This is a genomic window from Vibrio sp. S457-15, from assembly GCF_000960545.1.
In the GTDB taxonomy this organism is placed as follows: Bacteria; Pseudomonadota; Gammaproteobacteria; order Enterobacterales; family Vibrionaceae; genus Vibrio; species Vibrio parahaemolyticus.
The window spans coordinates 16,262-39,538 of the sequence record NZ_JYOQ01000131.1 but is presented as its reverse complement, the minus strand read 5'-3'; the positions used below and the strand labels follow the sequence as shown (position 1 = coordinate 39,538).

Sequence of the window (23,277 nt, the reverse complement as noted above, 5' to 3'; positions counted from 1 at the left end):
GAGCATGACAGCGAAAAAGTTGGTGATGGTTGGCTATACACATGACACAAACCTTGGTGATCAAGTGATAGCAGATAGTGCAGAATATCTTATAAAGAAGAATATTATAGATAATGAATTCTCTGTTGAAAGGTTTAACCTAAATTATTCAAATGAATTTAATAGTTTTAAAAAATTAAAAAGAAAAGTAATAAATAAAATTTTAAGCAGACTATCTTCTAGCTCATCGTTTGATTATAAAGTCGGCTGTTATAAACGAGATTACAAAAATAAATTTAATGATGCGTCTGCAATTGTATTTGCAGGCGGAGGAATGATTAAGTTTAAGTACCAAGATTGTTGGGCGCATATTTCTGCTTTAGTTGACACGGTTGCGAATAAGCCATGCCCGATTTTTTTCAACGCTGTGGGCGTCGAAGGTTATGACCAAAGCAACTACAAATGTCGATTGTTAAAAGAAAGTCTGAATCATAGTGCTATAAAAATGGTTACGACACGTGATGATTTGAGCTTACTCAATGATGGCTACATAGAAAACGGGTACATCAAAACCGCTCAAGTTGCAGATTCAGCAGTTTTCAGCTCAGAAGTTTATGGGGTACAGAAAAAATCGCGAGATGTTGTCGGGCTTGGATTGGTGCGTGCAAGGATCTTCAAAGATAACGGTATTGATCTGGATAGAACGCAAGTTATCGAGCTATATGCCTCGCTTATTTCAGAACTGGAAGCTCGAGGGCAATCTTATCAGCTGTTTACTAATGGCTTGAAAAGCGACGTAGATATTCTAGAAGATCTGGAGACCTATCTAGGGAAGCAACTAAACGTTATTGAGCCACAAACGCCAAGAGAGCTGGTTGAGCTTATTTCAACATTTAAATGCACAATTGCCGCTCGACTTCATGCCTGCATTATTTCTTATTCGTTGACTGTTCCGGTTGTAGGGCTTGTTTGGAACAACAAAGTCAAAATGTTCGGTGAGTGTATAGGTTATCCAGAACGTTTCTTTTCTCATCAAGATTTTGATGCAAATGAGATCATTGATCGCTTAACCCTGTCTGTCGCGGAAGGTTACGAACCTAATCACTATGAACGATATAGAGAGACGGTGAACACTAGCATTAACAAAATGATATCTATGATTTAGGAGTGAATTATGAATGTTGCCTTGATTTTTGCTGGTGGTGTCGGAACCCGAATGCAAAACAGCACTAAACCGAAGCAGTTTTTAGAGCTATATAACAAGCCAGTAATTATATACACACTTGAGAAGTTTGAAGAGAACAAAAACATTGATGCTATTGTTGTAGTTTGCGTTGAACCGTGGATCGATTATTTACGCAAACTGTTGTTCAAATTTGATATTCAGAAAGTGAAGTTTGTTATTCCCGGTGGTGAAACTGGTCAGGAGTCGATATTTAACGGCTTATGTAAGATAGAAGAAGAGTTTGATCATAACTCTGTTGTATTGATTCATGATGGCGTTCGACCTTTAATCAATGACGAAATTATCAACCGAAATATCGAAGCGGTCAAAAGTCACGGTAGTGCGATCACTACTTGTCCTCCAGTAGAGACCTTTGTCCTTGTCGACAATGAAGACGTCGTGAAAGACGTTCACGATCGTTCGTTATCTCGATTAGCGAAAGCGCCACAAAGCTTTTATTTGCGCGATATTCTTAAAGTACATCGTCAAGCGCGTGAGGACTGTTACACCGAAGCGATCGATTCATGTTCGTTGATGACAAAGTACGGATACGATGTCCGCCTAGTCTCTGGCATTTCTGAAAACATTAAAATCACGTCACCCATCGATTTCTTTATTTTTAAGGCAATAATCGATACGCAGGAAAATCTACAGGTTTTTGGTTAATTATATGAAAAATAATCGGATTAACATCATCAGTGATGATAACGAGCAATTGTACTTGAGCCAAAAGTCATGGGGTTCGTTGCGAAATAAAACTGTACTTGTTACGGGTGCGACAGGAATGCTTGCAGCTTGTATGGTTCGCTTTTTTGTTTATCTCAATAGAAAAGATCAACTGAACATCAGAGTTTTGCTGTTAGCCCGTAGTGAACAGAAAGTTCAAGACTTATTTGGTGAGCTGACCGGTGAATTTGAATGTTTTTACCAAGATGTTTGCCAGCCGATTGAGTTTGATGACGAAGTCGATTTCGTTATTCATGCGGCGAGCAATGCAAGCCCATATCATATCAAACATGATCCTGTTGGGATTATTCAGGCCAACGTTGTTGGAACCATGAATTTGCTTGAGCTCGTTAAAAACAAACGAGTAAAAAACTTTTTGTTCATGTCCACTCGTGAAGTGTATGGAAACTTAGAGAGTCAAGAGCTGATCCGCGAAAGGGACTTTGGCAGCTTTGACCCATTGGACTCAAGATCTTGCTACCCAGAGAGTAAAAGAATGGCTGAGACATTGTTACAAAGCTACGCCATTCAGCATGACGTTCCTTTCACTGCAGTGCGAATCGCTCATTCTTACGGGCCAGGTATGTTCCTAAATGATGGACGCGTGATGTCAGATTTAGTTGGTTGCGTGATAGATAATCAACCAATAATGCTGAAAAGCGATGGAAGTGCGCTGCGCTCATTTTGCTATGTCACAGATGCTGTATCAGCAATGCTTTTGGTGTTGTTAAAAGGTGAGGTAAATACTGCGTACAACATTGCCAATGAAACGGAAGAAGTTTCTATATTGCAACTGGCAAACCTCCTTTCGGACCTAGGCGGTGGCATTTCTTCTGTTAAGCATGAAATATCTAACGACAATGCGTATTGTCAATATAAAAGAACCAAGTTGTGTACGGAGAAAATTGAAGCTCTGAGCTGGAAGCCAAGGGTTGATCTGAAATCTGGTCTAGAGAAAACCATCGAGTTTATTAGGTAAGTTAAATTGAAAAAACTAACATTTGAGCAGCTCAGAAGCGTACAGATGTCTATTTTAGATAGAGTGCATCTGTTTTGTGAGCGTCACGATTTGGAGTACTCGCTGGCGGGTGGAACGCTGTTAGGGGCGATACGTCACAAAGGTTACATTCCTTGGGATGATGACATCGATATTATGATGCCAAGGGAAGATTACGAATACCTGTTGCAAAATTTTGCCAAAGAGTATCCTGATTTCACGTTTTTCAATTTGGACACCAAGCACAATCCTTATCCGTTTTTGTTCAGCAAGCTATCTCTGAATGATTCTGTTATTTCGAACGGGCGAATTAAAGGCGTCGGGATCAATATTGATATATTTCCTATTGATAGCCTTGGTAAAGAGAAGGGGGCAGCAAAGTTACGCTTTTCATTAATGAAAGCGATCAACTTTTTCGCTCGTATTCAACGTTCGAGACATGATAGGGCAAACCCAATAGTAAATATCGCATTCCGGTTGTTTCAAAAATGTTTAAAGCTTTTGCCTAAAAAATGGTTTCTATCAGCAATCAAAGGGTTGTGTTCAACATGCTCAGTTAATGATGATGGTTATGCCGTGAGCATTGGCAGCAGTTACCTTGCTAAAGAGTTTACGGAGTCATCGCTTTATCATGATTATACTTCGTGCCCATTTGAAGATCGTCAATATAAATGCATCGCTAGATACGATGATTACCTATCCATGATTTATGGTGACTACATGCAGTTGCCAAAAGAACAGGATAGAGAAAACCACGATAACGTAGGTTTTATCAAAGAGCACTTGCTTCCTATGTAGTCTCGTTATGCCTAGCTTCTCTACAAGGTTAGGCAATAACACAACAATTTATCCCTGTTAAAGTTGCGTACGGTCGACTGTTATTGGTATTACAGATTGATAAAAGCTAGAATTGGCGCCTTTATTTTGTCATAGCAGACTTAACACTCATGCATCCGTCACTTCGATACATTCAAGGCTATCCTCAGAACATCGTTGAGCAGGTGAGCTCATTGGTCGACAATGGAAAACTGATCCCTTGGTTCGAAAAGCGCTATCCAGATAGACACCAAATCAAAAGCGAGAAGGCTCTCTACGAGTATGCAATAGCGATTAAAAACCGCTATATGAAGAAAGCCTCACCAATCAGTAAAGTAGTCTACGATAAGAAAATTCATGCGGTGAACAACGCGCTTGGGCTTCATAGTGTGATTAGCCGAAATCATGGCGGGAAGCTTAAGTCAAAAAACGAAATTCGTATTGCAAACGTTTTCAAAGACGCGCCGGAGGCATTATTGCGAATGTTAGTGGTGCATGAGCTGGCTCATACTCGCGAGAAGAATCACGATAAAGCGTTTTACCAACTGTGTTGTTACATGGAACCTGAGTATCACCAACTCGAATTTGATGCTCGTCTGTTTATGATTTACCTCGATTTAAAAGCGAATTCGAATGAAGAACAATAGCCACAACGCGAAACAGGCTCCGTCTAAAGCAGCTAAGCCAAAGCATGATAACGACGTTAACAAGGCCAAGCCGAAGCGTGTAAAAAAGAAAGCAGCAGTGAAAGCGAAACTATCGGCAGAAAAGAGCGATGTGGATTTTATCAAGATTGCTAAAAGTGGCTTGCATGAAAGTAATGCGCATCGTGGTCGTTATGATTTCAAAAAGCTAATCGCCAGTGAGCCATCGCTGGCATCGTTTGTTATCAAGAATCCTAAAGGCGAGGATTCAATCAACTTCTCTGACCCGAATGCAGTGAAAATGCTGAACAAAGCACTTCTCACGGCGTATTACGACATTGATTTTTGGGATATTCCTGAGCACTATTTATGTCCACCAATTCCTGGTCGAGCGGACTACATTCACCGGCTGGCAGAACTGCTTGATGGTGAAGTCAAAGGGAAATACCGTCATCAGAACGTACGCGCGCTGGATGTGGGTGTTGGCGCAAACTGTATTTATCCGATCGTCGGTGTTACTCAATATGGCTGGCACTATACGGGCAGCGATGTTGATCCGAAATCCATAGACTCCGCAGCCAATATCGTTGAACGCAACGTCGCGTTAAACGGAAAAATTGAACTCGTACAACAAATGAGTGAGTCACACATCTATCGCGGTGTAATTCAGCCAAATGATCGCTTTGATGTGACGACCTGTAACCCACCGTTTCATCGCTCAGCAGAAGATGCAGCGATGGGCAGTCAGCGTAAACTAGACAACCTAAAAGCAAACCAGCGCAAAAAAGGGGTCAAGCCGCAAAATAGCCCAGTGAAGCAGCGCAAGCCAACGTTGAACTTTGGTGGTCAAAACGCTGAGCTTTGGTGTGAAGGTGGAGAAGCGGCGTTTATTCGTCGAATGGCCAATGAAAGCCAAGCATTCAGCTCTCAAGTGCTGTGGTTTACGACGTTGATTTCGAAAAAAGACAACGTGCGTCCGATGCGCAAGCAGCTAGAAAAGCTGGGTGTTAAAGCGATTCGTGTGGTGGAAATGAGCCAAGGCCAAAAGATCAGCCGTTTTATGGCTTGGTCATTCATGGACAAGCAGCAAAGAAAGACTTGGATTGAGCTGAAATAATTTTATCAGTTATATTTGTTCAGCAGAATAGATAAGAAAAGCCCGCAGTTTTCAGCGGGCTTTTTGATCAACGTTTGGTGACTGGTTCACAATTCAGTGCTGTTAGTGGCACAAACTGGTCTGTTTTCGCGTAGAACAGTCCGCAGGTTGTACCGCGAATCTGCAATGTGTACTGGTCAGGAAAATCGGTATAGCTACCGTCTAGTAGCACGTTATCCTTGCCTTTTACTTTGCCTTTCTCAATCAACAAGTGCGGAGACGATTCAAATACGTTGCTTGCGATTCTCGGTGCTGGCGTACCTTGAATTTGTGCAATCGCAGCTTGTACTTCCGTTACGGCCTCCGGCGTGGTTTTAGTGCTTAAGGCTTCAACAGGTTCTCGTGACATTGCTTCACACCCCAAAATCGGTAGTGTTAGTCCAAGACAAGCACAAAGTCTTATAGCTGTTGCGCGCCTTGATCTAGTTGATCTCAACATGTATAGCCTCTGTTCTTAGTGGTGAACGGTGATCCTTAAGTGCTGGAGAGTCGCTGTTAAGTGGCATTGTGTTGAAACTCGCAGGCGACACTTGTGGACAAGTTCCTGTATCCATGTAGTTGAGTGCGGCAGATAGCATGCGCTCGGATGTATCGCCTAGCGGCTTCGTTAGGTCGTCATCTACCCAACAACCTTCAACTCGATTATCTAAACCAAGGCTGCTGCTAATTTGGCTCTTAGGTGTTGGAACAAAACCGTCGGCAAAGTCGCCAAATTGTTTTTCGTTCGCAGATTTAAACTGAATGGTGTAGTACATGGTGCCACAGTTCTGCTCAGGTGCGAATCCATAAGGTTTACCCATTGTGGTTGAGCCAATTTGGATAACATTAACATCAATACCTCGCAGTGCATTCATCAGTAATTCACTTGAAGAGGCAGTACCGCCAGAGGTCAGCACATAAACTTGCTGCTTGCCTAGAGTAGGCAACACTTGGTCTGAGAACTTGCCTGCTGCCCAGTCGATGGCTACGTTAGTAAATGGGTATACATTGTCGCCATTAGGTATGGTTTTCATGATCTTATCGTTGTGAATTAGCTCACTAAAGACACGATTTTTATCCGCGCCGCTGAGCATGTATCCCACTTGAGAAGATTGCAGTACTAAACCGCCGCCGTTGTATCGTAAATCGACAACAATTTCATCAACGTGAGCTTCTGCCAATTTATTAAAGGTGTTAATGAGCGGTGTTTGTGCGCTTGGCTCGAACGAGTTGTATTGCAGGTAACCGACTTTTTTACCGTTGTGCTCGATGACTTTCGCATTACGAACCGGAGAAGTCGCAACATCTGCGGCTTTCAGTATTACTGACTTTCTGTATCCATCTACGGTTTCAAATGTAAACGAATACTCTTTATTTATTTCTGGACTAAATAGTGTGGTATTAATCGTGTTAATTTCTGCGTTGTTTGAAGTATTAACCACATCGATTGAGCCAATCTTTATTAACTTATCTCCACGAACAATACCGTTTAATGCGGCTGGAGAGTTGTCTTCCGTATAAGAAATACGAACGTCTCGAGGCTCTGTCGCTTGAATGAACGACCAATTAAATCCAAACCCAGCAAGCAATCCCGATTGTGAGGATTTCATTTCATCTTCATAAGGAATAGCGAAGTGAAAGCGATCTTTCGTTTTTCCAGTTGCAGTTGTTTCAGAAGTCACGAGTGAGTGGAAATAAGCAATGACACTGCTGTAAAAGCTTGGGTTTCTATCCGGAACTTCATCGTACCAAAGGTAGGTTTCATTGGTAAAAGCACGCAAAAAGAGTTTTTCTTGCAACGCTGAACCTGCTTTGTCTGGGTATGGCTGGTAACCCGCGTACGGATCTAAGCCCGTTCTTGGCGTTTCACATCGGTTGGCAAATTCGTTAGAGGTTTTGCTGTAATCGCCTTGTGTCCATGCCGAATTGGTTGACGTATTGATGGATGGAGAAGCGCCGTCGCCACCACCACAGCCTTGTAATAACGCTAGAGTAACTGCCGTTGCAATAGAATACTGAAATTTCATATTTGTATGTCCCTACAAGTGATAATTTTATAATTATTTAATCTGCTTATTTTTATTTCCTTAGCATTGATGAATGTATAAATTTCAATTGTTTATGCGCAAATTTATATTTAAATATTGTGATAGGTTTAACGGAAGGTAGGTTAGTGTTTTAGCAGTATATTTATATGTGGATATTTAAATGACGTGTTTTAACAGAATTTAATGTCAATTAAATGGGTTGGTTTGACCAAGTATACTGACTTGTTCAATTTATTTTAAGTCTGGAATTAATATTGGTATGTGCGATTTAATTTAAACACGTTGATTGAGCTGAGAAACATACTTTAATAAATCCCCATCAATATTGGGTAATCCGTCAGAGAAAAATATTTGTGTTCCTGGAGTGCAACGCATTAAAACGTTAGTCAACTCGCCATCTTGGTTGGAGGTATTGAGCGCATTGAATTTGACCAGCTTATTGTAAACATCATCTTCTAACTGCAATCGCTGTGCTTCGGTCAGACGAATACGACCAATACAAATACCGGGGCTGACTTCATGCGAAAGCGATTCTTTCTGAAAACGTTTACGAAATAGAGAGTCGAGATCTGAGCCTTCTTCCATCAAAAATCGGCGGCCGGAGCGATAAAACAAACCATCACCGAAATCTTCCACATAACCGAGAATCTCTGCAATGCGGAGATAAAAACGCAGGCTTGTCTCTGTTAGGTTGTACATTTCCGCAATCTTTTTCGGCTCAAGATTTCGAGATGTCACCATATAGATGAAGTCGAGGAGGTAGGGGTGTTTGAGAAAGAGTGCACTTTGTTCATCCGTCAGCATTTGTTCGTTTTCATGCTGGAGTAGGTTGGCTAAATTGGCTAGCTCGATCAGGTCAGTATTTAGGTAGTTTAGGTAGAGGAGAATTTTATCCAATCCGAGAGAGGGATTGTGAAGGTGGCGTTTAATACTCGAGAGAGGAATGCCACTTTTCTCTGATAAAGAGCTGTAACACAGCCCTTCGTCTTTTATTTTTTGTCGCAGTGCCGCCAACAGAAATTTAGGTCCAACATTCATCCGTGATTCCCCTAAGTTATCTGTTTAGTTATTTGGGCTCTGTCTTTCTAACAGCAAGTTACGAATAGCTGTACCTGCTTCTAGAATGTGTTTTTTCAGCAGATATTTTGCGCCATCAATATCTCTGTTCTGGCACATTTCAAACAAGGTCAAATGTTCTTGTTCCGCTTTTTTAATGCCTGTGGTGAATAACAACTGCATACGAATGTAGCGATCGCATTTGGTATTTAAGTTGTAAATCACATCCATGGTTTCTGGCATGTTGGCAGGTGCGTATAACGCTTTGTGGAATTCGTAGTTATAGTTACTCCATTCTTCCACTTCGTCGCCACTATTTACCACAGCTTCGAAACGTTCACGAACTTCACGAGCGCGTTCTAGATCTTCATCCGTCATGTTTTGAATCGCACGTTCCAGAATGTGGCATTCCACAACCGCACGCAGTTCAAATAGCTCATCGATTTTATCTGGAGACAGTTCAGTCACTGTCGCGCCTTTATGTGGCTCGAAACTGACTAAACCCTGCGCTTCCAATTGTACTAGTGCTTCACGCACAGGAATTCGGCTGACATTGAACTCTTTTGCTAACGCATCCTGACGTAAAGGCTGACCAGTTTTTAACTCGCCCTTCAGGATCTGAGTTCGAATTGCTTCTTCAACGAGCTGAGTACGCGTCTTAAAAACAGGTTTTTGTGACATTGAAGGCTCCCCTCAAAAATAAATATTGTATCCAATCCATTTAACTCTAGTAGTTTATTGTTTTTCCGGCTTAAGCCAACTACGAAATAAGGTTTTGAGAAGTAGAGTGAATTTAAAGGCACCAACTGGTGCCTTTTTGAACCATTTAGCTAAGTGTATGTTGCCTGCTATGATGTTTTACCGTCGATAGCGCGTTGGATGTTTAACGGGTTAGATGTTTTTAATGAATCGGGCAACAAGCTTTCTGGCAACGCTTGGTAAGCGACCGGGCGTAACCAACGGTGAATGGCCTCTGCTCCGACAGAGGTTGATGCCGCATGGGTCGACGCAGGATACGGCCCACCATGAACCATCGCATAACCAACCTCTACGCCAGTTGGCCAGCCATTGAACACCAGGCGTCCGGCAATTTCTTCCAGGCATGGAATCAACTGCTCAGCGAGTGATGAATCTGCTTCAGTCGCGTGGATGGTAGCGGTGAGCGTGCCGCTCAGTGTTTCACTTAGATCGAGTAAGTCCTCGAAGTCCTTACAGATAACAATCACTGATTGAGGGCCGAAAATCTCTTCTTCCCATTCTGGGTTTGTGCGCCAGTTTTGGCTGTCGGTGACAAACAGCGCAGAGGCGACATTTGGAGAGTCAGCCTGAGAGTAAGTCACGTTAATACCCTGATCAGCTGCTCGCTTTACGACTTCGTTCTCATAGGTTTCTCGGATACCTTGAGTGAGAAGCGTAGAAGGGGACTGTTGACGAATCAAAGCCTGAGCGGTTTCGATAAAGGCTTGTGTTTCTGGAGTATTCAACGCGAACACTACTCCCGGTTTTGTACAAAACTGGCCGCAACCCATGGTCATTGATGCGACAAACTGCTCTGCAAGTGAGGCGTTGTTTTTCATCGCTTCTGGGAGAATAAAGGTTGGGTTAATGGCACCGAGTTCTCCATAAAAAGGGATCGGCTCCGGTCTCTGTTGAGCAAGGTTGAATAAGGCGCGCCCTCCGCCAACTGAGCCTGTGAAACCAACGGCTTTAATCTTTGGATGTGTCACTAACGCTTGGCCAAGTTCACGTTTGTTACCTTGAAGCAAAGTAAAAATAGCTGAAGGCAGGTCTTCTTTGTTCAGTGCGTTTTCAATACATTCGGCGACGATTTGGCTCGTTCCCGGATGCGCGGTATGACCTTTAACAATAACCGGACAGCCAGCCGCTAGTGCAGATGCGGTATCGCCACCCGCGGCTGAGAATGCTAACGGAAAGTTCGAAGCACCAAAGACGGCGACAGGGCCAATGGCAATTTGTTGGCGACGAATGTCAGGCTTTGGTAGAGGTTGGCGTTCAGGATTTGGCGTATCGAAGATGGCTTGATGATAACTGCCAGATTTTACAACCTCTGCGAACAATCGTAGCTGGTTAGCCGTTCTGCCGACTTCTCCCTCTAAACGTGCCTGTGGAAGCGCTGTTTCTAAATGCGCACACGCGACAATATCTTCACGTCTTGCTTCTAACTCTGACGCAATAGAGCAGAGTAGGTTGGCGCGCTTTTCGTTGCTGAGTCGGCGAAAACTGCGTGCAACTTTGTCTGCTGCTTCTGCAGCTTGGTTAACTTCCATCTCTCCATGGACGGGAAACAGCGTCGTTAATCGTTCACCGGTAAAGGCGTTGGTGGCGTAAAACACCTGTGAGTTTTGCGAATTCATTGTTCTTCCTTACTGTCCTTATTTCACTTCAAATCCGTACGCGTACGGGTCTTCATCATCGACCCAAATGGTGTTGTGGCCATACACTTGTGCCCAACCTTCAATGCTCGGCAAAATCGCCGTTTGTCCGTTTACTTCGGTGATACCCTCAATACGGCCGTTAAATAGGCTGCCGATGATGCTTTCATGCACGAAATCTTCGCCTGATTTGAGTTTTCCTTTCGCGTGCCATTGCGCCATGCGTGCGCTCGTGCCGGTTCCACATGGCGATCGGTCGAGTGCTTTATCGCCATAAAAAACGGCATTGCGAGCCGTTGCGCCGTCTTGCGTTGGTTTCCCTGTCCAAAGTACATGGGAAACGCCGCAAACCGTGGGATCATTTGGATGGATGCATTCCACTGCATTAGAAACGGCGGTGCGCACTTTGGGGGAGAGCATTAAAATCTCATCAGGGGAGTAGTGTTCGAGTCCCGCATAATTTTCTTGTGGATCAACAATGACGTAGTAGTTGCCGCCATAAGCGACATCTACCGTGATTTCTCCCAAACCTTCGATTTCAACCGTGACATCTTGATGCGCAAGATAAGCTGGAACATTAAAAATCTTTACTGACGTGACCTTGTCACCTTTGGTTTGGTAGTGGACTTCTATTTGGCCGGCTGGCACGTCGAGGATCAAACGGCCTTCTTCTTTCGGCGTAATCAAACGATTTTCGATGGCGGTGGTCACGGTACCAATGGTGCCGTGTCCACACATAGGCAGGCAGCCGCTGGTTTCAATAAAAAGGATGGAAGCATCTGCATTGTCGCTGCAAGGCGGTAAAACAACGGAGCCCGACATCATTGAATGGCCACGCGGTTCAAACATCAGTGCTTGTCGAATCCAATCATAATGCTCTAAGAAATACTGACGCTTTTCACTCATCGTGTTGCCCTCAAGTGGTGGAACACCACCAGCCACCAATCTCACTGGGTTTCCACAGGTATGGGCATCGATACAGAAAAAGGTTCCTTGTCTCATTTTTCTCTCCTTGCTGAAGAAATGGGTTGAATCGAATGAGCTTGATGTTATCGTAATGTAAAATATATTGTATACAATCTACTTTTTCAAATGTGACTTGGAGCATATTCATGTTGGGTAAGGAAGAACTCAGAAATCAAAGCATCGCGGTTATAGGGGCGGGAATCATCGGTTTGTCGATTGGCTTAAAACTGCAACAGCAGGGGTATCGCGTCACCATTTTTGATCCGAATGGAGTGGGCAACGGTTGCTCGAAAGGAAATGCCGGCCACATCGCAACCGAGCAAGTTTTTCCTCTTGCCACGCCGGCCTTGATCCCTCAATTACCTAAGATGTTATTGAGTTCGACAAGTCCAGTTTCTATTCGTTGGCAAGACTTGCCCAATACCGTCGGTTGGATGATACGTTTTTTATTGAAAGCGAAACCTTCAGCGGCAGAAGCTTCCACGCAGGCGATAACAAGCCTTAACACGCGAGCCGTTCAGAGTTGGAATCTGCTATTAGATTCGATCGGAAAAAGTGGGCTGATTAAGATGGATGGTTCACTGTTGACGTTTGAAAGTGAAAGCTTGTTTGAAGGTTATCAAAGTACGCTTGATGCGTTAGCGGAACAAGGTGTTCGGTACGACCTTTGGACGCAAAACGAAATCCGACGTCGGCTTCCTGAACTCAGCAAAAAGGTTCGGTTTGGCGTCTTTTTTCCAGAAACAGGACATACAATAAACCCTTATGCACTCTGCGTTGAGCTAAGTAATGCATTTGAAAAATTCGGGGGGGAACTTGTCCATGAAGAAGTAGACGCAGTAAGTAAAAACGGCGATGTCTTGGTCAATACTCAGCGAATGTCTTTTGACAAAATTGTGGTCGCAGCGGGTGTTCATTCTAAAGCTTTGGTTCGCCAGTTAACCGGTGTGAATGTCCCGATACAAGCTGAGCGAGGCTACCATCTCATGATGAATGACAAGCGTGAGTCATTGCCGTTTCCTATCAGTTCTGCCGACAGAAAGTTCATTATGACGCCCATGTCTGAAGGCTTACGTTTGGCGGGAACGGTCGAGTATGCCGATGTGAAATCGCCACCAAACATGAAGCGCGCAGAGATGTTGTATCAGCAGGGGAACGCTATGTTTGAGTCCGGTTTAAATCCGTTAAAACAACAGGAAAAGTGGATGGGAAATCGACCTTCAACAATCGACTCGTTGCCAGTAATCGACCAGTGTTTTAATGGCAAGATATTGCTGGCATTTGGTCATCAGCACTTGGGATTGACTCAAGCGGCGATCACTGCAGACCTAATCTCTGAGCTCGTTGCAGATAAGCCAACATCGGTGAATATTGCGCCGTTCACACTACAACGATTTGCCTAAAAAATTTTAAAATTAAATATTGTATAAAATATATTTAATGCTAATGTTAACGAAAATTTAACAAAAAAAGTGGTATCCAACAGCCGTAACGGATACCTCCAGAAAAACAACCAAAGGAGTAAACCATGTCACGAATGACGAAAACACCACTGGTGATGTTGATTTCGGGAATGCTGTTGGGTACCTCGGCATACGCTGAAGATAAACTAACGGTCGTCTCATGGGGTGGCGCGTTCACCAAAAGCCAAGTAGAGGCTTACCATAAACCATTCATCCAAAAGACTGGTGTTGAGATCGTATCGGAGGATTTCAGTGGCGGTTTGGCGGAGATTAAAGCGCAAGTAGAAGCAAACAACGTGCGTTGGGATTTGGTCTCGCTGGATAAACCAGACATTGTTCGAGGCTGCGCGGAAGGGCTTTTGGAACCCGTCAACCCCAGTATTCTGCCTCCCGGCGCTGACGGGACACCAGCAAAAGAGGATTTTATCGATGGGGCGATCCACGAGTGTGCGATTAACACCATCGTCGTATCGACCGTCTTAGCGGTGAACGAGGATGCTTTCAAAGGCAAAACGGCTCCAACCAAGTTGACAGACCTTTTTGATTTAACAAACTTTCCCGGTCGACGAGCACTACAAAAGCAACCTCAAGGTAACCTTGAATGGGCATTGTTGGCCGATGGCGTTAAACCTGACGAAGTTTACCGCCTACTAGAAACTGAAGAGGGGCGAGCACGTGCCTTTGCCAAACTCGACACCATCAAACCGCAAGTGCTTTGGTGGACGACAGGTGCGCAGCCACCACAAATGTTGGCAGATAAAGAAGTGGTAATCGCGTCTGCTTTCAATGGCCGGATACACAACGCGCGTAAAGATGAAGGCCAACCATTTCGCATCATTTGGGATCACCAAATGGGTTATATGAACGGCTGGGCTATTCCTAAAGGAAGCGCGAATACCAAACTTGCCCTCGATTTCATTGCTTTTTCTTCGGGTACTAAGCCTTTGGCAGATCAAGCTAAATACGTCGCGTATGGCCCGACTCGTAAGTCTTCCTCCGCGGAAGTAAGCCCAGAGATTCTGGCGAACCTGCCGACCGCGCCTCAGAACTTTAAAACGGCGTTTTTGATTAACGACGAATGGTGGTCTGATTATGCCGATGAGTTGAATGAAGAGTTCAATACTTGGCTGCTTAATTAGGCGTTAACTGTAGGGGTTTATTTCTCGATTGATGAGTTAAACCCCACATTGGAACTCAACGTATCTATTTTGGAGAAGTGATGAAAGTCATCGATGCACAGCAAGTCGCGCAAAGTTTGAGTATGCACTCTTTGATTGAAACCATGCGAGACATCTATGCGCAGCCTGCCACGATTCCGCAGCGCAGAGTGATGTCATTAGAAGAGGGGAATTATGAAGCTTTTGCTTTACTGCCTGCATGGAACCAAGAACTGATTGCCGTTAAGGCATTTACTTACTTTCCTGAGAATCCTCTGCAAGGCAAAGATACTTTGGCATCTAAGTTGTTGGTCTTCAAACGCGGAGATGGCGAACCTATCGCGCTGGTGGACGGTAAAGTCTTAACTTTTTGGCGTACAGCTGCCGCATCTGCTTTAGCCGCCGATTACTTAGCGCGCAAAAATGCCTCCCGCTTGTTGATTTGTGGTACTGGCAACTTAGCCCCTTATTTTGCGTGGGCTTACGCAGCGATTCGACCACTCAAACAAGTTTATGTTTGGGGACGAAACCCAGAAAAGGCTGCCTCAACGGTGGATCAGATTCTGTCTTCCTCTGAATATCAATCACTGCCAGAAGAGCGCCAGTTCTCTGTGTCTGTGGTCGAAAACGTTGAGCAAGTGATTGATCAAGTCGACATCATCAGTTGCATTACTGCGTCTGCTCAGCCTTTATTTAATGGCTTTGATGTGCAGCCGGGAACACACATTGATCTGGTCGGCAATCACGACTTAGACAAGCGTGAATGCGATTCTGTCTCGGTGCAAAGAGCGAATGTGTATGTCGACAGTCGCATTAATGTGTTGGCGGAAGCGGGAGATTTGCTGATCCCAATACAAGAGGGGGTATTCACACCTGAAGACATTTATGGGGAGTTGCCTGAGCTTTGCGCTCAGCAAGTGCAAGGGCGTCAAAGTGACGAGGTGATTACCTTATATAAATCGGTTGGCAGTGCCTTGGCTGATTTAGCCGCAGTAAAAGCGGTGTTGTTAAAACATGGCGTTGAAAGCCAAATTTGAGCATTTTCGCTCGTCTTTATAAATTGCATACAATATACATAAAGGAAGGGGAGTTCATGAAAGTAGATTGGAAAGGTGTTTATCCGGCGGTCAGTACGCAGTTTCGTCAAGATCAGTCCATTGACCTAGACGCAACACAAACCGTTATCGATAACCAAATTAAAGATGGTGTGAACGGCATTATTTGCCTTGGTACGGTAGGTGAGAACTGCGCGCTATATCCGGAAGAAAAGCGTCAGGTGCTACAAGCTGCCAAAGAAGTGGTTAATGGTCGTGTTCCTCTTATTGCTGGTACGGCAGAGTCAATTACCACAGCGGCTATCGATTACATGCAAGACGCGCACAAAATTGGTATCGACGGGTGTATGGTGATGCCTGCGATGGTTTACCGCACGTCTGAAAGCGAAACATATGATTACTACCGCACGCTGGCAGAAGCGACACCAGAGATGCCTATCATGATTTACAACAACCCTGTTGCGTACGGCGTCGATGTAAATCTCGATATCATGGCGAAGCTGGCTGAGTTTGACAGCATTGTTGCAATCAAAGAGTCGACTACCGACACGCGTCGTATCACTGAGCTTTACAACAAGTTCGATGATCGTTTTACCGTGTTCAGCGGTGTTGATGATATTGCGCTTGAGTCGCTGATGTTAGGAGCGACAGGCTGGATTTCTGGCTTAACCAATGCGTTCCCAGAAGAATCAGTTGCAATTTACAAGCTGGCGAGCCAAGGCCGTTATGCAGAAGCGTTAGAAATTTACCGTTGGTTCTTACCGCTGCTGCGTCTCGACACCATTCCTACGCTGGTTCAGTGCATTAAGCTTGCTGAACAAGTGTGTGGCCGTGGTTCAGAGCAAGTTCGTGCACCGCGCCAACTGCTTAAAGGTGAGGAGCGTCAACAAGTGATCGAGATGGTGGAGCACGCGCTTGCTACCCGCTTAGACCTATCAAAATACAATCTGTAATTGAGCTAGTGAGTAGGGCGCTTTGTGGCGCTCTACTTATTTTCGCTATACAAAAATGAACGGAGGGATGCCATGAGCACAGCAAACAAGGATTATGTGAGCTTTCAACATGTTAAAAAAACCTACGACGGTGCAAACTTGGTGGTTAAAGACTTCAACTTAGACATAGCACCCGGAGAGTTTGTCACCATGTTGGGGCCTTCTGGATCAGGCAAAACAACGTGTCTGATGATGCTAGCGGGTTTTGAAACGGCAACAGGCGGAGAGATTTACATTGATGGCGTTCCGGTAAACAATCTCGCGCCACATAAACGCGACATCGGAATGGTATTTCAAAACTACGCGCTGTTTCCTCACATGACGATTGCGGAGAACCTCGCTTTTCCTCTAAAAGTGCGCAAGCTCGATAATCAAACCATTCAAAATAAAGTACAGAGCGCACTGGACATGGTCGAGTTGGGGCACGTTGCCAGCCGTTATCCAAAGCAGTTATCTGGCGGGCAGCAACAACGTGTCGCGTTGGCGAGAGCGCTTGTGTTTGAACCGAAACTCGTCCTGATGGATGAGCCTTTGGGCGCGTTGGACAAGCAACTTCGTGAGCAAATGCAGATGGAGATTAAACACCTGCACGAAAAGCTCGGCATTACGATTTTGTATGTCACGCATGACCAAGATGAAGCGCTCACTATGTCTGACCGAATCGCAGTTTTTAATCAAGGCGAAGTGCAGCAACTTGCCCCGCCAACGGAACTGTATGAATCTCCGAGTAACGCGTTCGTCGCTCAGTTTATTGGTGAAAATAATCAGCTTTCTGGTGTGGTAAAAGAGTGGCAATCAGAGCGATGCCAAGTCCAGGTCGGCTCCGCTCACTTCGTTGCCAAACCGGTTCGAGTGACCCAAAACGGCGAGCGCACCACCTTGTCTATTCGACCAGAGAAAATTTCCATCCAGCCTGATGACGAATCGTGTGATAACCAAATTGAAGGCGTGCTGCGTGAGCTAATTTATCACGGTGATCATTATCGGTTAGTGGTCGACGTTGAACTGGTTGGTCAGTTTGTCGTGAAAGTGCCGAACGACAACCGAACGCATCTGAACCTTATTCCGGGAACGGTGTGTCGAATTGGGTGGCAAAGTACAGATTGCCATGCGCTAGATGCGATTCAACCAGAAAGCGAAGAGGTGGCGGCATGAGTCGAGAGCTAACTTCGTTAGATTCGGTGCTGGAAATCGAACGACATGTGAATCACCAAAAGAGCGATCTCAGAGCCCAACTGCAAAAAGCGGAGCGCAATAAAAACCTACGCTCAATCATGCTGACGTTGCCGTTGGTATGCTTTATTTTGCTCACATTTGCGTTTCCTATTTTAGAAATGCTTTATCGCAGTATCGACAACCGAGATATTCCGCAGGCCTTGCCGAAAACAATCCAAGCGTTAGCGCATTGGGATTATCAAGGATTGCCAGATTCCGAAGTGGTAGAGGCATTTTCGGTTGAGCTGCTGGCACTGTATGAGACCAAAGCCCTGCCTAAAATCGCCAATCGCATGAACATAGAAGTCTCTGGCATGCGCAGTTTGATGATGAAAACGGGACGAAAATTGTCTCGTTTAGAAGTGCTTCCTACGTCAATAAATGAACTGAGTAGGCTCGATAAACGCTGGACGGATGCAAAACATTGGGTTGCTTTTAAGAACCTGAGCGGTGCGATAACCGTCAACCATTACCTTGCGGCATTGGATATGCAGGTGAACGAAATGGGCGAGATTGAAGCGCAACCAGAAAAACGGCAGATCTACGTTGACCTTTTCTTTAAAACCTTTTGGATGTCGATCTTAATTACCGTGATTTGTTTGTTGATGGCTTATCCCGTGGCGTATCTGTTAGCAAACTTGCCAGACAAACGCGCCAACTTGCTGTTGATTGTGGTGCTACTGCCTTTTTGGACGTCCCTATTGGTCCGTACGACCTCTTGGATTGTGTTGTTGCAAAATCAGGGGGTGATTAATGACTTACTGATTTGGTCTGGTTTAACGTCTGAGCGAATTCAGATGATACACAATACCTTTGGTACGGTTGTTTCTATGGTACACATCTTATTGCCTTTTATGATTCTGCCGCTCTACAGTGTAATGAAAGGCATCAGTCCAACGTATTTCCGCGCCGCTCGTTCCTTAGGGGCGACCCCTCTTGTTGCATTCGTCAAAGTCTACATGCCGCTTACTTTACCGGGTATTGGCGCTGGAGCGTTGCTCACGTTCATTCTTTCGATTGGTTTTTACATTACGCCGGCACTCGTGGGAGGAAGGAGTGGGCAAATGATCTCCAATATGATTGCATACCACATGCAAACCTCGCTCAACTGGGGAATGGCGGGGGCGTTAGGTGGGCTGCTTTTGTTTGTCGTGCTCGCGCTGTTTTATGTGTTTAACCGTGTGGTTGGCATAAATAACATTAAGGTAGGAGGATAACCATGGCACTACCAAACTACGCTTCAAAAAGTGAGAGAATGGCTTACGCAGGCTACTTGGTATTTTGTGGACTGGTGCTGTTCTTTCTCATTGCGCCTATTCTGACAATCATCCCCTTGTCGTTTAATGCCACCCCTTATTTTACGTTTACAGAAGGTATGCTGAACTTGGACGCAGACGCCTATTCGGTACGCTGGTATCAAGAAATGTTCACCAATGAGCAGTGGTTATTGGCACTCAAAAACAGCACGTTTATTGCGCTCATGGCTACTTTGATCGCGACGGGTCTGGGTACGTTAGCCGCATTGGGACTAGCCAACAGCAATTTGCCGTTTAGAAATGCCATTATGGCGTTGCTGATCTCTCCAATGATTGTGCCTGTGATTATTTCTGCCGCTGCGATGTATTTTTTCTACACTCGGTTGGGTTTATCTCAGACTTATTTTGGCATTATCTTAGCGCATGCCGCGCTAGGTACGCCTTTTGTCGTGATCACAGTGAGCGCGACGCTGAGTGGTTTTGATCAAAGCCTCGTCAAAGCGGCGGCCAGTTTGGGCGCAAATCCGGTTTATACCTTTAGGCACGTGACTTTTCCGTTGATCCGTCCCGGCATGATTTCCGGTGGATTGTTTGCGTTTGGCACGTCGTTTGATGAAGTGGTCGTGGCGTTGTTTTTAACAGGCGCAGAACAAAAAACCGTCCCAAGGCAGATGTGGTCAGGGATCCGAGAACAAATCAGCCCGACAATTTTGGCTGTTGCAACCTTGCTGATTTTTATGTCCGTGTGTTTGCTCGTGACGTTGGAGATCTTACGCAGACGCAATGTCCGTATTCGTGGGATTCAAGAATAAATAAGCCTTTTTCGGTTGCTCAGAGCTTTCTCGTCCAGGAATTACTCACCATTTTGACCGAACGCGCCTCCTTGTGGGCGCTTTTTTACGTCTGCGGCTCGATAGGGGGGCTATTTGATTTGTTGAATTTCTATTCCCGCTTGCTCAAAACGGGCGAATACAGGCTTGTGATGCTGCTGATACCAACTCGCTGGCATGTTGGGTTTAAGTTGTAGCTTCTCCTGTTTGCTGATCACCACATAGTGCAAAAACGCGTTAAGCGTAGCCGTCATTACATCAAACGTCATCTCTCCATCTTTGCTGATGGCTTTGAGCAAACCAACCACGGTTTCTTCAGGAATTAAAGGCTCAATCACCGCTTGTTTACGAGTTTTAAGGCAGATAGAGGCTGGCAACGAATCACGGGCTGTTTCCCAACAAACCTTGTTGTTTTTATTTACTAAATTGTTTTTATAACAGTAGTAACTGAATAAAAAACGGGACACGTTTTGCCAGCGTTGCGTCTGGATTTCTAACCACAGGTGCTGAAGTTCGATATCGGCATCGGTCATAGATTTCATTCTAAATATGTTGGGAGAGCGATAGTGTAGCTTGGTTTTTTCATAACGCCAAAATCCTTCGTTGTAGCGTCTTTAAGTGCTAGTTCATCAAAGTCTATTGAGCAAATCGATTTTAATAAAGTTCGTAGTGTGGCGAATTGGGTACTAAAAAGTGATACCGCTAAATTTGTTTGTTAACAAATTGTTTATTTTAAAGCTCAATCAGATTTATATGAGGATGCTCTTTGTTGTGAAAAGAGCACGAAGTGATGTCACGTGGTATCGGCATTTAAGGAACACATTATATAGAAGAACAAAGATGGAACTGAAAACCCTCAGCGTCGCGATCGCGGCAACCTTGAGCAGCACTGCTGCGTTCGCAATGAGCGAGCCAGTAGCGCAAGTCACAGAGAAAGTTGAACATCATCAGCACGAACATGGTGTAGAAACGGCGCAGCCTGAGTATGCACCGACTGAATTGTTACCACAGCTACCGAAACAGACGTTACGTACGCGGGCTACCCAATCGGTTGAAGCGGAAAGCGTGGTTTGTGACGTAGAATCGTTCACAACCACAAACAGCAACGACTTGATCAGCGCGATAAAAACTCAAGGTGCAAGTTGCATCAACGAGCTGTTCTCTGCTCAAAGCCGAGTGCAAGAAGCGGCGTTTAATTCTGACCACATGTACAACGTGGCAAAGCATACGGTGACTTTGGCGAAGGCCTATACTGGCGGTGGTAGTGATGAGCTTGAAGCCTTGTACTTGTATTTGCGCGCTGGCTATTACGCCGAGTTTTACAACAACAATATCTCGTTTGTTTCTTGGGTCACGCCCGCAGTGCAAGAGGCGGTAGACGCGTTTGTAAACAACGCTAATTTTTACGAAAACAGCGACCCGCACGGCAAGGTATTAAGTGAAGTGATCATTACGATGGACAGTGCGGGGCTGCAACACGCTTATTTACCGCAAGTGACGGAGTGGCTGACGCGCTGGAATGACCAATACGCTCAAAACTGGTACATGCGCAACGCGGTGAATGGGGTGTTCACCATCTTATTTGGTGGTCAGTGGAACGACCAATATTTGCAAACCATCGGTAACCAAACCGAACTTGCAAAAGCATTGGGTGACTTTGCGTTGAGAGAGTCCTCGATAGGAGCGAGTGACGAGTTCATGGTGGCAAATGCGGGTCGCGAATTGGGGCGTCTGACCAAATATTCGGGCAGTGCCGCCACAACGGTGAGTAGCAAGTTAAAAGATATTTTTGCTCGCTACGAGATGTACGGAAAAGGCGATGCCGTTTGGCTTGCTGCTGCGGATACGGTCTCCTACTACGCCGAATGCAGCGAGTACGGAATTTGTGATTTCGAAACCAAGCTCAAAGGTTTGGTGTTATCGCAAACCTACACTTGTAGCCCAACCATCCGTATTCTGTCGCAAAACATGACGCAAGAGCAGCATGTGGCCGCTTGTAACAAAATGGGTTACGAAGAAGGGTATTTTCATCAATCTTTGGAAACAGGCGAGCAGCCAGTCGCTGATGATCATAATACACAGCTTCAAGTGAATATTTTTGATTCCAGCGATGACTACGGCAAATATGCGGGGCCAATCTTTGATATCAGTACCAACAACGGCGGCATGTACCTTGAAGGTGATCCGTCCAAGCCGGGCAATATTCCTAACTTTGTCGCTTATGAAGCGTCTTACGCGAACCCTGACCATTTTGTTTGGAACTTAGAACATGAATACGTGCATTACCTAGATGGCCGATTCGACCTTTATGGCGGTTTTGGTCATCCAACTGAAAAGGTAGTGTGGTGGAGTGAAGGCATTGCAGAATACATCGCAAACGAAAAAGACAATCAAGCGGCGTTAGATACGATTCGAGACGGCTCAACTTACACCTTGAGCGAGGTTTTTGAAACCACATACGATGGCTTTGATGTTGACCGAATTTATCGCTGGGGCTATCTGGCCGTTCGATTTATGTTCGAACGACATAAAGATGATGTAAACCAAATGCTGGTGGAAACACGCCAAGGTAATTGGAGCAATTACAAGGCGACCATCAATCAATGGGCAAACCTATACCAGAGCGAGTTTGAACAGTGGCAACAGTCATTGGTTTCAGGTGGCGCTCCTAATGCAGTAATAACCGCAAACAATGAGGGAAAAGTCGGTGAAAGCATTACATTCAGCAGTGAGAACAGTACGGATACAGACGGGCAAATCGTCAGTGTGTTGTGGGACTTCGGTGATGGCACGACCAGCACACAAACCCAGCCGACGCACCAATATGGGAGTGAAGGTCAGTACACGGTCAGTTTAACAGTGACAGATAATGACGGTTTGACAGCTACCGCGACCCACAATGTGACGGTTTCGGCGACTGGCGGTAGTAGTACGCTTCCGCAAAATTGCGCGGTACAAAGCAAAGTGAGTGGTGGTCGTTTAAATGCTGGCGAGCCTGTCTGTTTGTCAAATCAGCAAACCATTTGGCTGAGTGTGCCGGCAGTTAATGAACATGCGAATATTGCTATCTCAACTGGCAATGGCACGGGTGACCTCAAAATTGAATACAGCAATCTAGGCTGGCCAGATGGTTCAAACCTACATGGTTGGTCAGACAATGCTGGTAACAAAGAGTGCATAACCGTTTCAAACCAAGCCAATTATTGGGGCTACATAAAAGTCTCTGGCAGTTTTGAAAATGCCGCGATTGTTGTAGATTTTGACGCGGAAGCTTGCCGAGAGTAACGCGCATTTTGACACAAATAGACGCCCTGTCATATTGGC

The 23,277-nt window shown here is 45.1% G+C and carries 21 protein-coding genes; 14 read left to right on the top strand and 7 right to left on the bottom strand.

Going from position 1 to position 23,277, the window contains the following annotated elements:
• The first annotated feature begins 4 nt into the window (after positions 1-4).
• From UF05_RS14685 to rlmF, 6 genes are all read left to right on the top strand, one after another.
• Positions 5-1,144: a polysaccharide pyruvyl transferase family protein gene (locus UF05_RS14685; RefSeq protein WP_045545096.1), complete on the top strand. Its 1,140-nt coding sequence runs from the start codon at positions 5-7 to the stop codon at positions 1,142-1,144.
• Positions 1,145-1,153: 9 nt separating this feature from the next.
• Positions 1,154-1,870 (top strand): IspD/TarI family cytidylyltransferase, encoded by a 717-nt coding sequence (locus UF05_RS14680; protein ID WP_005454982.1) that lies wholly within the window; start codon positions 1,154-1,156, stop codon positions 1,868-1,870.
• On the top strand, positions 1,863-2,909 hold the full coding sequence (locus tag UF05_RS14675; protein WP_079766678.1) for an NAD-dependent epimerase/dehydratase family protein: 1,047 nt from the start codon (positions 1,863-1,865) through the stop codon (positions 2,907-2,909). The genes UF05_RS14680 and UF05_RS14675 overlap by 8 nt, the downstream gene beginning before the upstream one ends.
• A 6-nt stretch (positions 2,910-2,915) precedes the next feature.
• On the top strand, positions 2,916-3,725 hold the full coding sequence (locus UF05_RS14670; RefSeq protein WP_005455037.1) for a LicD family protein: 810 nt from the start codon (positions 2,916-2,918) through the stop codon (positions 3,723-3,725).
• 149 nt (positions 3,726-3,874) lie between these two features.
• Positions 3,875-4,390 carry a M48 metallopeptidase family protein gene (locus UF05_RS14665; RefSeq protein WP_005454903.1) on the top strand — a complete coding sequence of 172 codons (516 nt, stop codon included), beginning with the start codon at positions 3,875-3,877 and terminating at the stop codon, positions 4,388-4,390.
• Positions 4,377-5,504, top strand: coding sequence for a 23S rRNA (adenine(1618)-N(6))-methyltransferase RlmF (gene rlmF, locus UF05_RS14660; RefSeq protein WP_045545097.1), 1,128 nt, complete (start codon positions 4,377-4,379; stop codon positions 5,502-5,504). The genes UF05_RS14665 and rlmF overlap by 14 nt, the downstream gene beginning before the upstream one ends.
• Positions 5,505-5,571: 67 nt before the next feature.
• Here the strand turns inward: rlmF and UF05_RS14655 are convergent, their stop codons facing one another.
• The 6 genes from UF05_RS14655 to UF05_RS14630 all read right to left on the bottom strand — a co-directional run bounded on the left by UF05_RS14655 (position 5,572) and on the right by UF05_RS14630 (position 12,021).
• Positions 5,572-5,892, bottom strand: a complete 321-nt coding sequence (locus tag UF05_RS14655; RefSeq protein WP_020840499.1) for a hypothetical protein — start codon at positions 5,890-5,892, stop codon at positions 5,572-5,574.
• 73 nt (positions 5,893-5,965) lie between these two features.
• Entirely contained in the window at positions 5,966-7,549 is a 1,584-nt protein-coding gene (locus tag UF05_RS14650) for a S41 family peptidase (protein WP_045545098.1), read from the bottom strand.
• 294 nt (positions 7,550-7,843) lie between these two features.
• Entirely contained in the window at positions 7,844-8,608 is a 765-nt protein-coding gene (locus tag UF05_RS14645) for a hypothetical protein (RefSeq protein WP_031854220.1), read from the bottom strand.
• Positions 8,609-8,632: 24 nt separating this feature from the next.
• Complete coding sequence (locus tag UF05_RS14640) at positions 8,633-9,307, bottom strand: GntR family transcriptional regulator (RefSeq protein ID WP_005480641.1); 675 nt, start codon at positions 9,305-9,307, stop codon at positions 8,633-8,635.
• 167 nt (positions 9,308-9,474) lie between these two features.
• The gene (locus UF05_RS14635; protein ID WP_045545099.1) at positions 9,475-11,001 is read right to left on the bottom strand and encodes an aldehyde dehydrogenase (NADP(+)); all 1,527 of its coding nucleotides are present in this window, start codon (positions 10,999-11,001) and stop codon (positions 9,475-9,477) included.
• Positions 11,002-11,019: 18 nt separating this feature from the next.
• Positions 11,020-12,021, bottom strand: coding sequence for a 4-hydroxyproline epimerase (locus tag UF05_RS14630; protein WP_020903878.1), 1,002 nt, complete (start codon positions 12,019-12,021; stop codon positions 11,020-11,022).
• A gap of 110 nt (positions 12,022-12,131) precedes the next feature.
• Here UF05_RS14630 and UF05_RS14625 point away from each other — a divergent pair, with 110 nt between their 5' ends.
• The 7 genes from UF05_RS14625 to UF05_RS14595 all read left to right on the top strand — a co-directional run bounded on the left by UF05_RS14625 (position 12,132) and on the right by UF05_RS14595 (position 19,935).
• Positions 12,132-13,388: an NAD(P)/FAD-dependent oxidoreductase gene (locus UF05_RS14625; protein ID WP_031851138.1), complete on the top strand. Its 1,257-nt coding sequence runs from the start codon at positions 12,132-12,134 to the stop codon at positions 13,386-13,388.
• A 125-nt stretch (positions 13,389-13,513) separates the two neighbouring features.
• Positions 13,514-14,587 (top strand): polyamine ABC transporter substrate-binding protein, encoded by a 1,074-nt coding sequence (locus tag UF05_RS14620; RefSeq protein WP_005480736.1) that lies wholly within the window; start codon positions 13,514-13,516, stop codon positions 14,585-14,587.
• An 80-nt stretch (positions 14,588-14,667) separates the two neighbouring features.
• Positions 14,668-15,642, top strand: coding sequence for an ornithine cyclodeaminase family protein (locus tag UF05_RS14615; RefSeq protein ID WP_045545100.1), 975 nt, complete (start codon positions 14,668-14,670; stop codon positions 15,640-15,642).
• A 56-nt stretch (positions 15,643-15,698) separates the two neighbouring features.
• Positions 15,699-16,613: a dihydrodipicolinate synthase family protein gene (locus tag UF05_RS14610; RefSeq protein ID WP_045545101.1), complete on the top strand. Its 915-nt coding sequence runs from the start codon at positions 15,699-15,701 to the stop codon at positions 16,611-16,613.
• A 72-nt stretch (positions 16,614-16,685) separates the two neighbouring features.
• The gene (locus tag UF05_RS14605) at positions 16,686-17,807 is read left to right on the top strand and encodes an ABC transporter ATP-binding protein (protein ID WP_045545102.1); all 1,122 of its coding nucleotides are present in this window, start codon (positions 16,686-16,688) and stop codon (positions 17,805-17,807) included.
• Entirely contained in the window at positions 17,804-19,084 is a 1,281-nt protein-coding gene (locus UF05_RS14600) for an ABC transporter permease (RefSeq protein ID WP_031817933.1), read from the top strand. Before UF05_RS14605 ends, UF05_RS14600 begins: the two co-directional genes overlap by 4 nt.
• Positions 19,085-19,086: 2 nt before the next feature.
• Complete coding sequence (locus UF05_RS14595; RefSeq protein WP_005455010.1) at positions 19,087-19,935, top strand: ABC transporter permease; 849 nt, start codon at positions 19,087-19,089, stop codon at positions 19,933-19,935.
• Between the two features lie 110 nt (positions 19,936-20,045).
• On the opposite strand, the gene UF05_RS14590 is transcribed toward UF05_RS14595, so the two are convergent.
• Positions 20,046-20,486, bottom strand: coding sequence for a hypothetical protein (locus UF05_RS14590; protein ID WP_025547428.1), 441 nt, complete (start codon positions 20,484-20,486; stop codon positions 20,046-20,048).
• A gap of 307 nt (positions 20,487-20,793) precedes the next feature.
• On the opposite strand from UF05_RS14590, the gene UF05_RS14585 reads away from it, so the two are divergent.
• The gene (locus UF05_RS14585) at positions 20,794-23,238 is read left to right on the top strand and encodes a collagenase (protein WP_045545103.1); all 2,445 of its coding nucleotides are present in this window, start codon (positions 20,794-20,796) and stop codon (positions 23,236-23,238) included.
• The last annotated feature ends 39 nt before the right edge of the window (positions 23,239-23,277 follow it).

What these genes read in the sequence shown, in the direction of transcription:
- rlmF (WP_045545097.1), top strand. Translation starts at nt 4,377, where the DNA reads ATGAAGAACAATAGCCACAACGCGAAACAGGCTCCGTCTAAAGCAGCT.
- UF05_RS14680 (WP_005454982.1), top strand. Translation starts at nt 1,154, where the DNA reads ATGAATGTTGCCTTGATTTTTGCTGGTGGTGTCGGAACCCGAATGCAA.
- UF05_RS14605 (WP_045545102.1), top strand. Translation starts at nt 16,686, where the DNA reads ATGAGCACAGCAAACAAGGATTATGTGAGCTTTCAACATGTTAAAAAA.
- UF05_RS14585 (WP_045545103.1), top strand. Translation starts at nt 20,794, where the DNA reads ATGGAACTGAAAACCCTCAGCGTCGCGATCGCGGCAACCTTGAGCAGC.
- UF05_RS14600 (WP_031817933.1), top strand. Translation starts at nt 17,804, where the DNA reads ATGAGTCGAGAGCTAACTTCGTTAGATTCGGTGCTGGAAATCGAACGA.
- UF05_RS14685 (WP_045545096.1), top strand. Translation starts at nt 5, where the DNA reads ATGACAGCGAAAAAGTTGGTGATGGTTGGCTATACACATGACACAAAC.
- UF05_RS14595 (WP_005455010.1), top strand. Translation starts at nt 19,087, where the DNA reads ATGGCACTACCAAACTACGCTTCAAAAAGTGAGAGAATGGCTTACGCA.
- UF05_RS14640 (WP_005480641.1), bottom strand. Translation starts at nt 9,307, where the DNA reads ATGTCACAAAAACCTGTTTTTAAGACGCGTACTCAGCTCGTTGAAGAA.
- UF05_RS14635 (WP_045545099.1), bottom strand. Translation starts at nt 11,001, where the DNA reads ATGAATTCGCAAAACTCACAGGTGTTTTACGCCACCAACGCCTTTACC.
- UF05_RS14610 (WP_045545101.1), top strand. Translation starts at nt 15,699, where the DNA reads ATGAAAGTAGATTGGAAAGGTGTTTATCCGGCGGTCAGTACGCAGTTT.
- UF05_RS14655 (WP_020840499.1), bottom strand. Translation starts at nt 5,892, where the DNA reads ATGTCACGAGAACCTGTTGAAGCCTTAAGCACTAAAACCACGCCGGAG.
- UF05_RS14645 (WP_031854220.1), bottom strand. Translation starts at nt 8,608, where the DNA reads ATGAATGTTGGACCTAAATTTCTGTTGGCGGCACTGCGACAAAAAATA.
- UF05_RS14665 (WP_005454903.1), top strand. Translation starts at nt 3,875, where the DNA reads ATGCATCCGTCACTTCGATACATTCAAGGCTATCCTCAGAACATCGTT.
- UF05_RS14650 (WP_045545098.1), bottom strand. Translation starts at nt 7,549, where the DNA reads ATGAAATTTCAGTATTCTATTGCAACGGCAGTTACTCTAGCGTTATTA.
- UF05_RS14620 (WP_005480736.1), top strand. Translation starts at nt 13,514, where the DNA reads ATGTCACGAATGACGAAAACACCACTGGTGATGTTGATTTCGGGAATG.
- UF05_RS14615 (WP_045545100.1), top strand. Translation starts at nt 14,668, where the DNA reads ATGAAAGTCATCGATGCACAGCAAGTCGCGCAAAGTTTGAGTATGCAC.
- UF05_RS14590 (WP_025547428.1), bottom strand. Translation starts at nt 20,486, where the DNA reads ATGACCGATGCCGATATCGAACTTCAGCACCTGTGGTTAGAAATCCAG.
- UF05_RS14625 (WP_031851138.1), top strand. Translation starts at nt 12,132, where the DNA reads ATGTTGGGTAAGGAAGAACTCAGAAATCAAAGCATCGCGGTTATAGGG.
- UF05_RS14630 (WP_020903878.1), bottom strand. Translation starts at nt 12,021, where the DNA reads ATGAGACAAGGAACCTTTTTCTGTATCGATGCCCATACCTGTGGAAAC.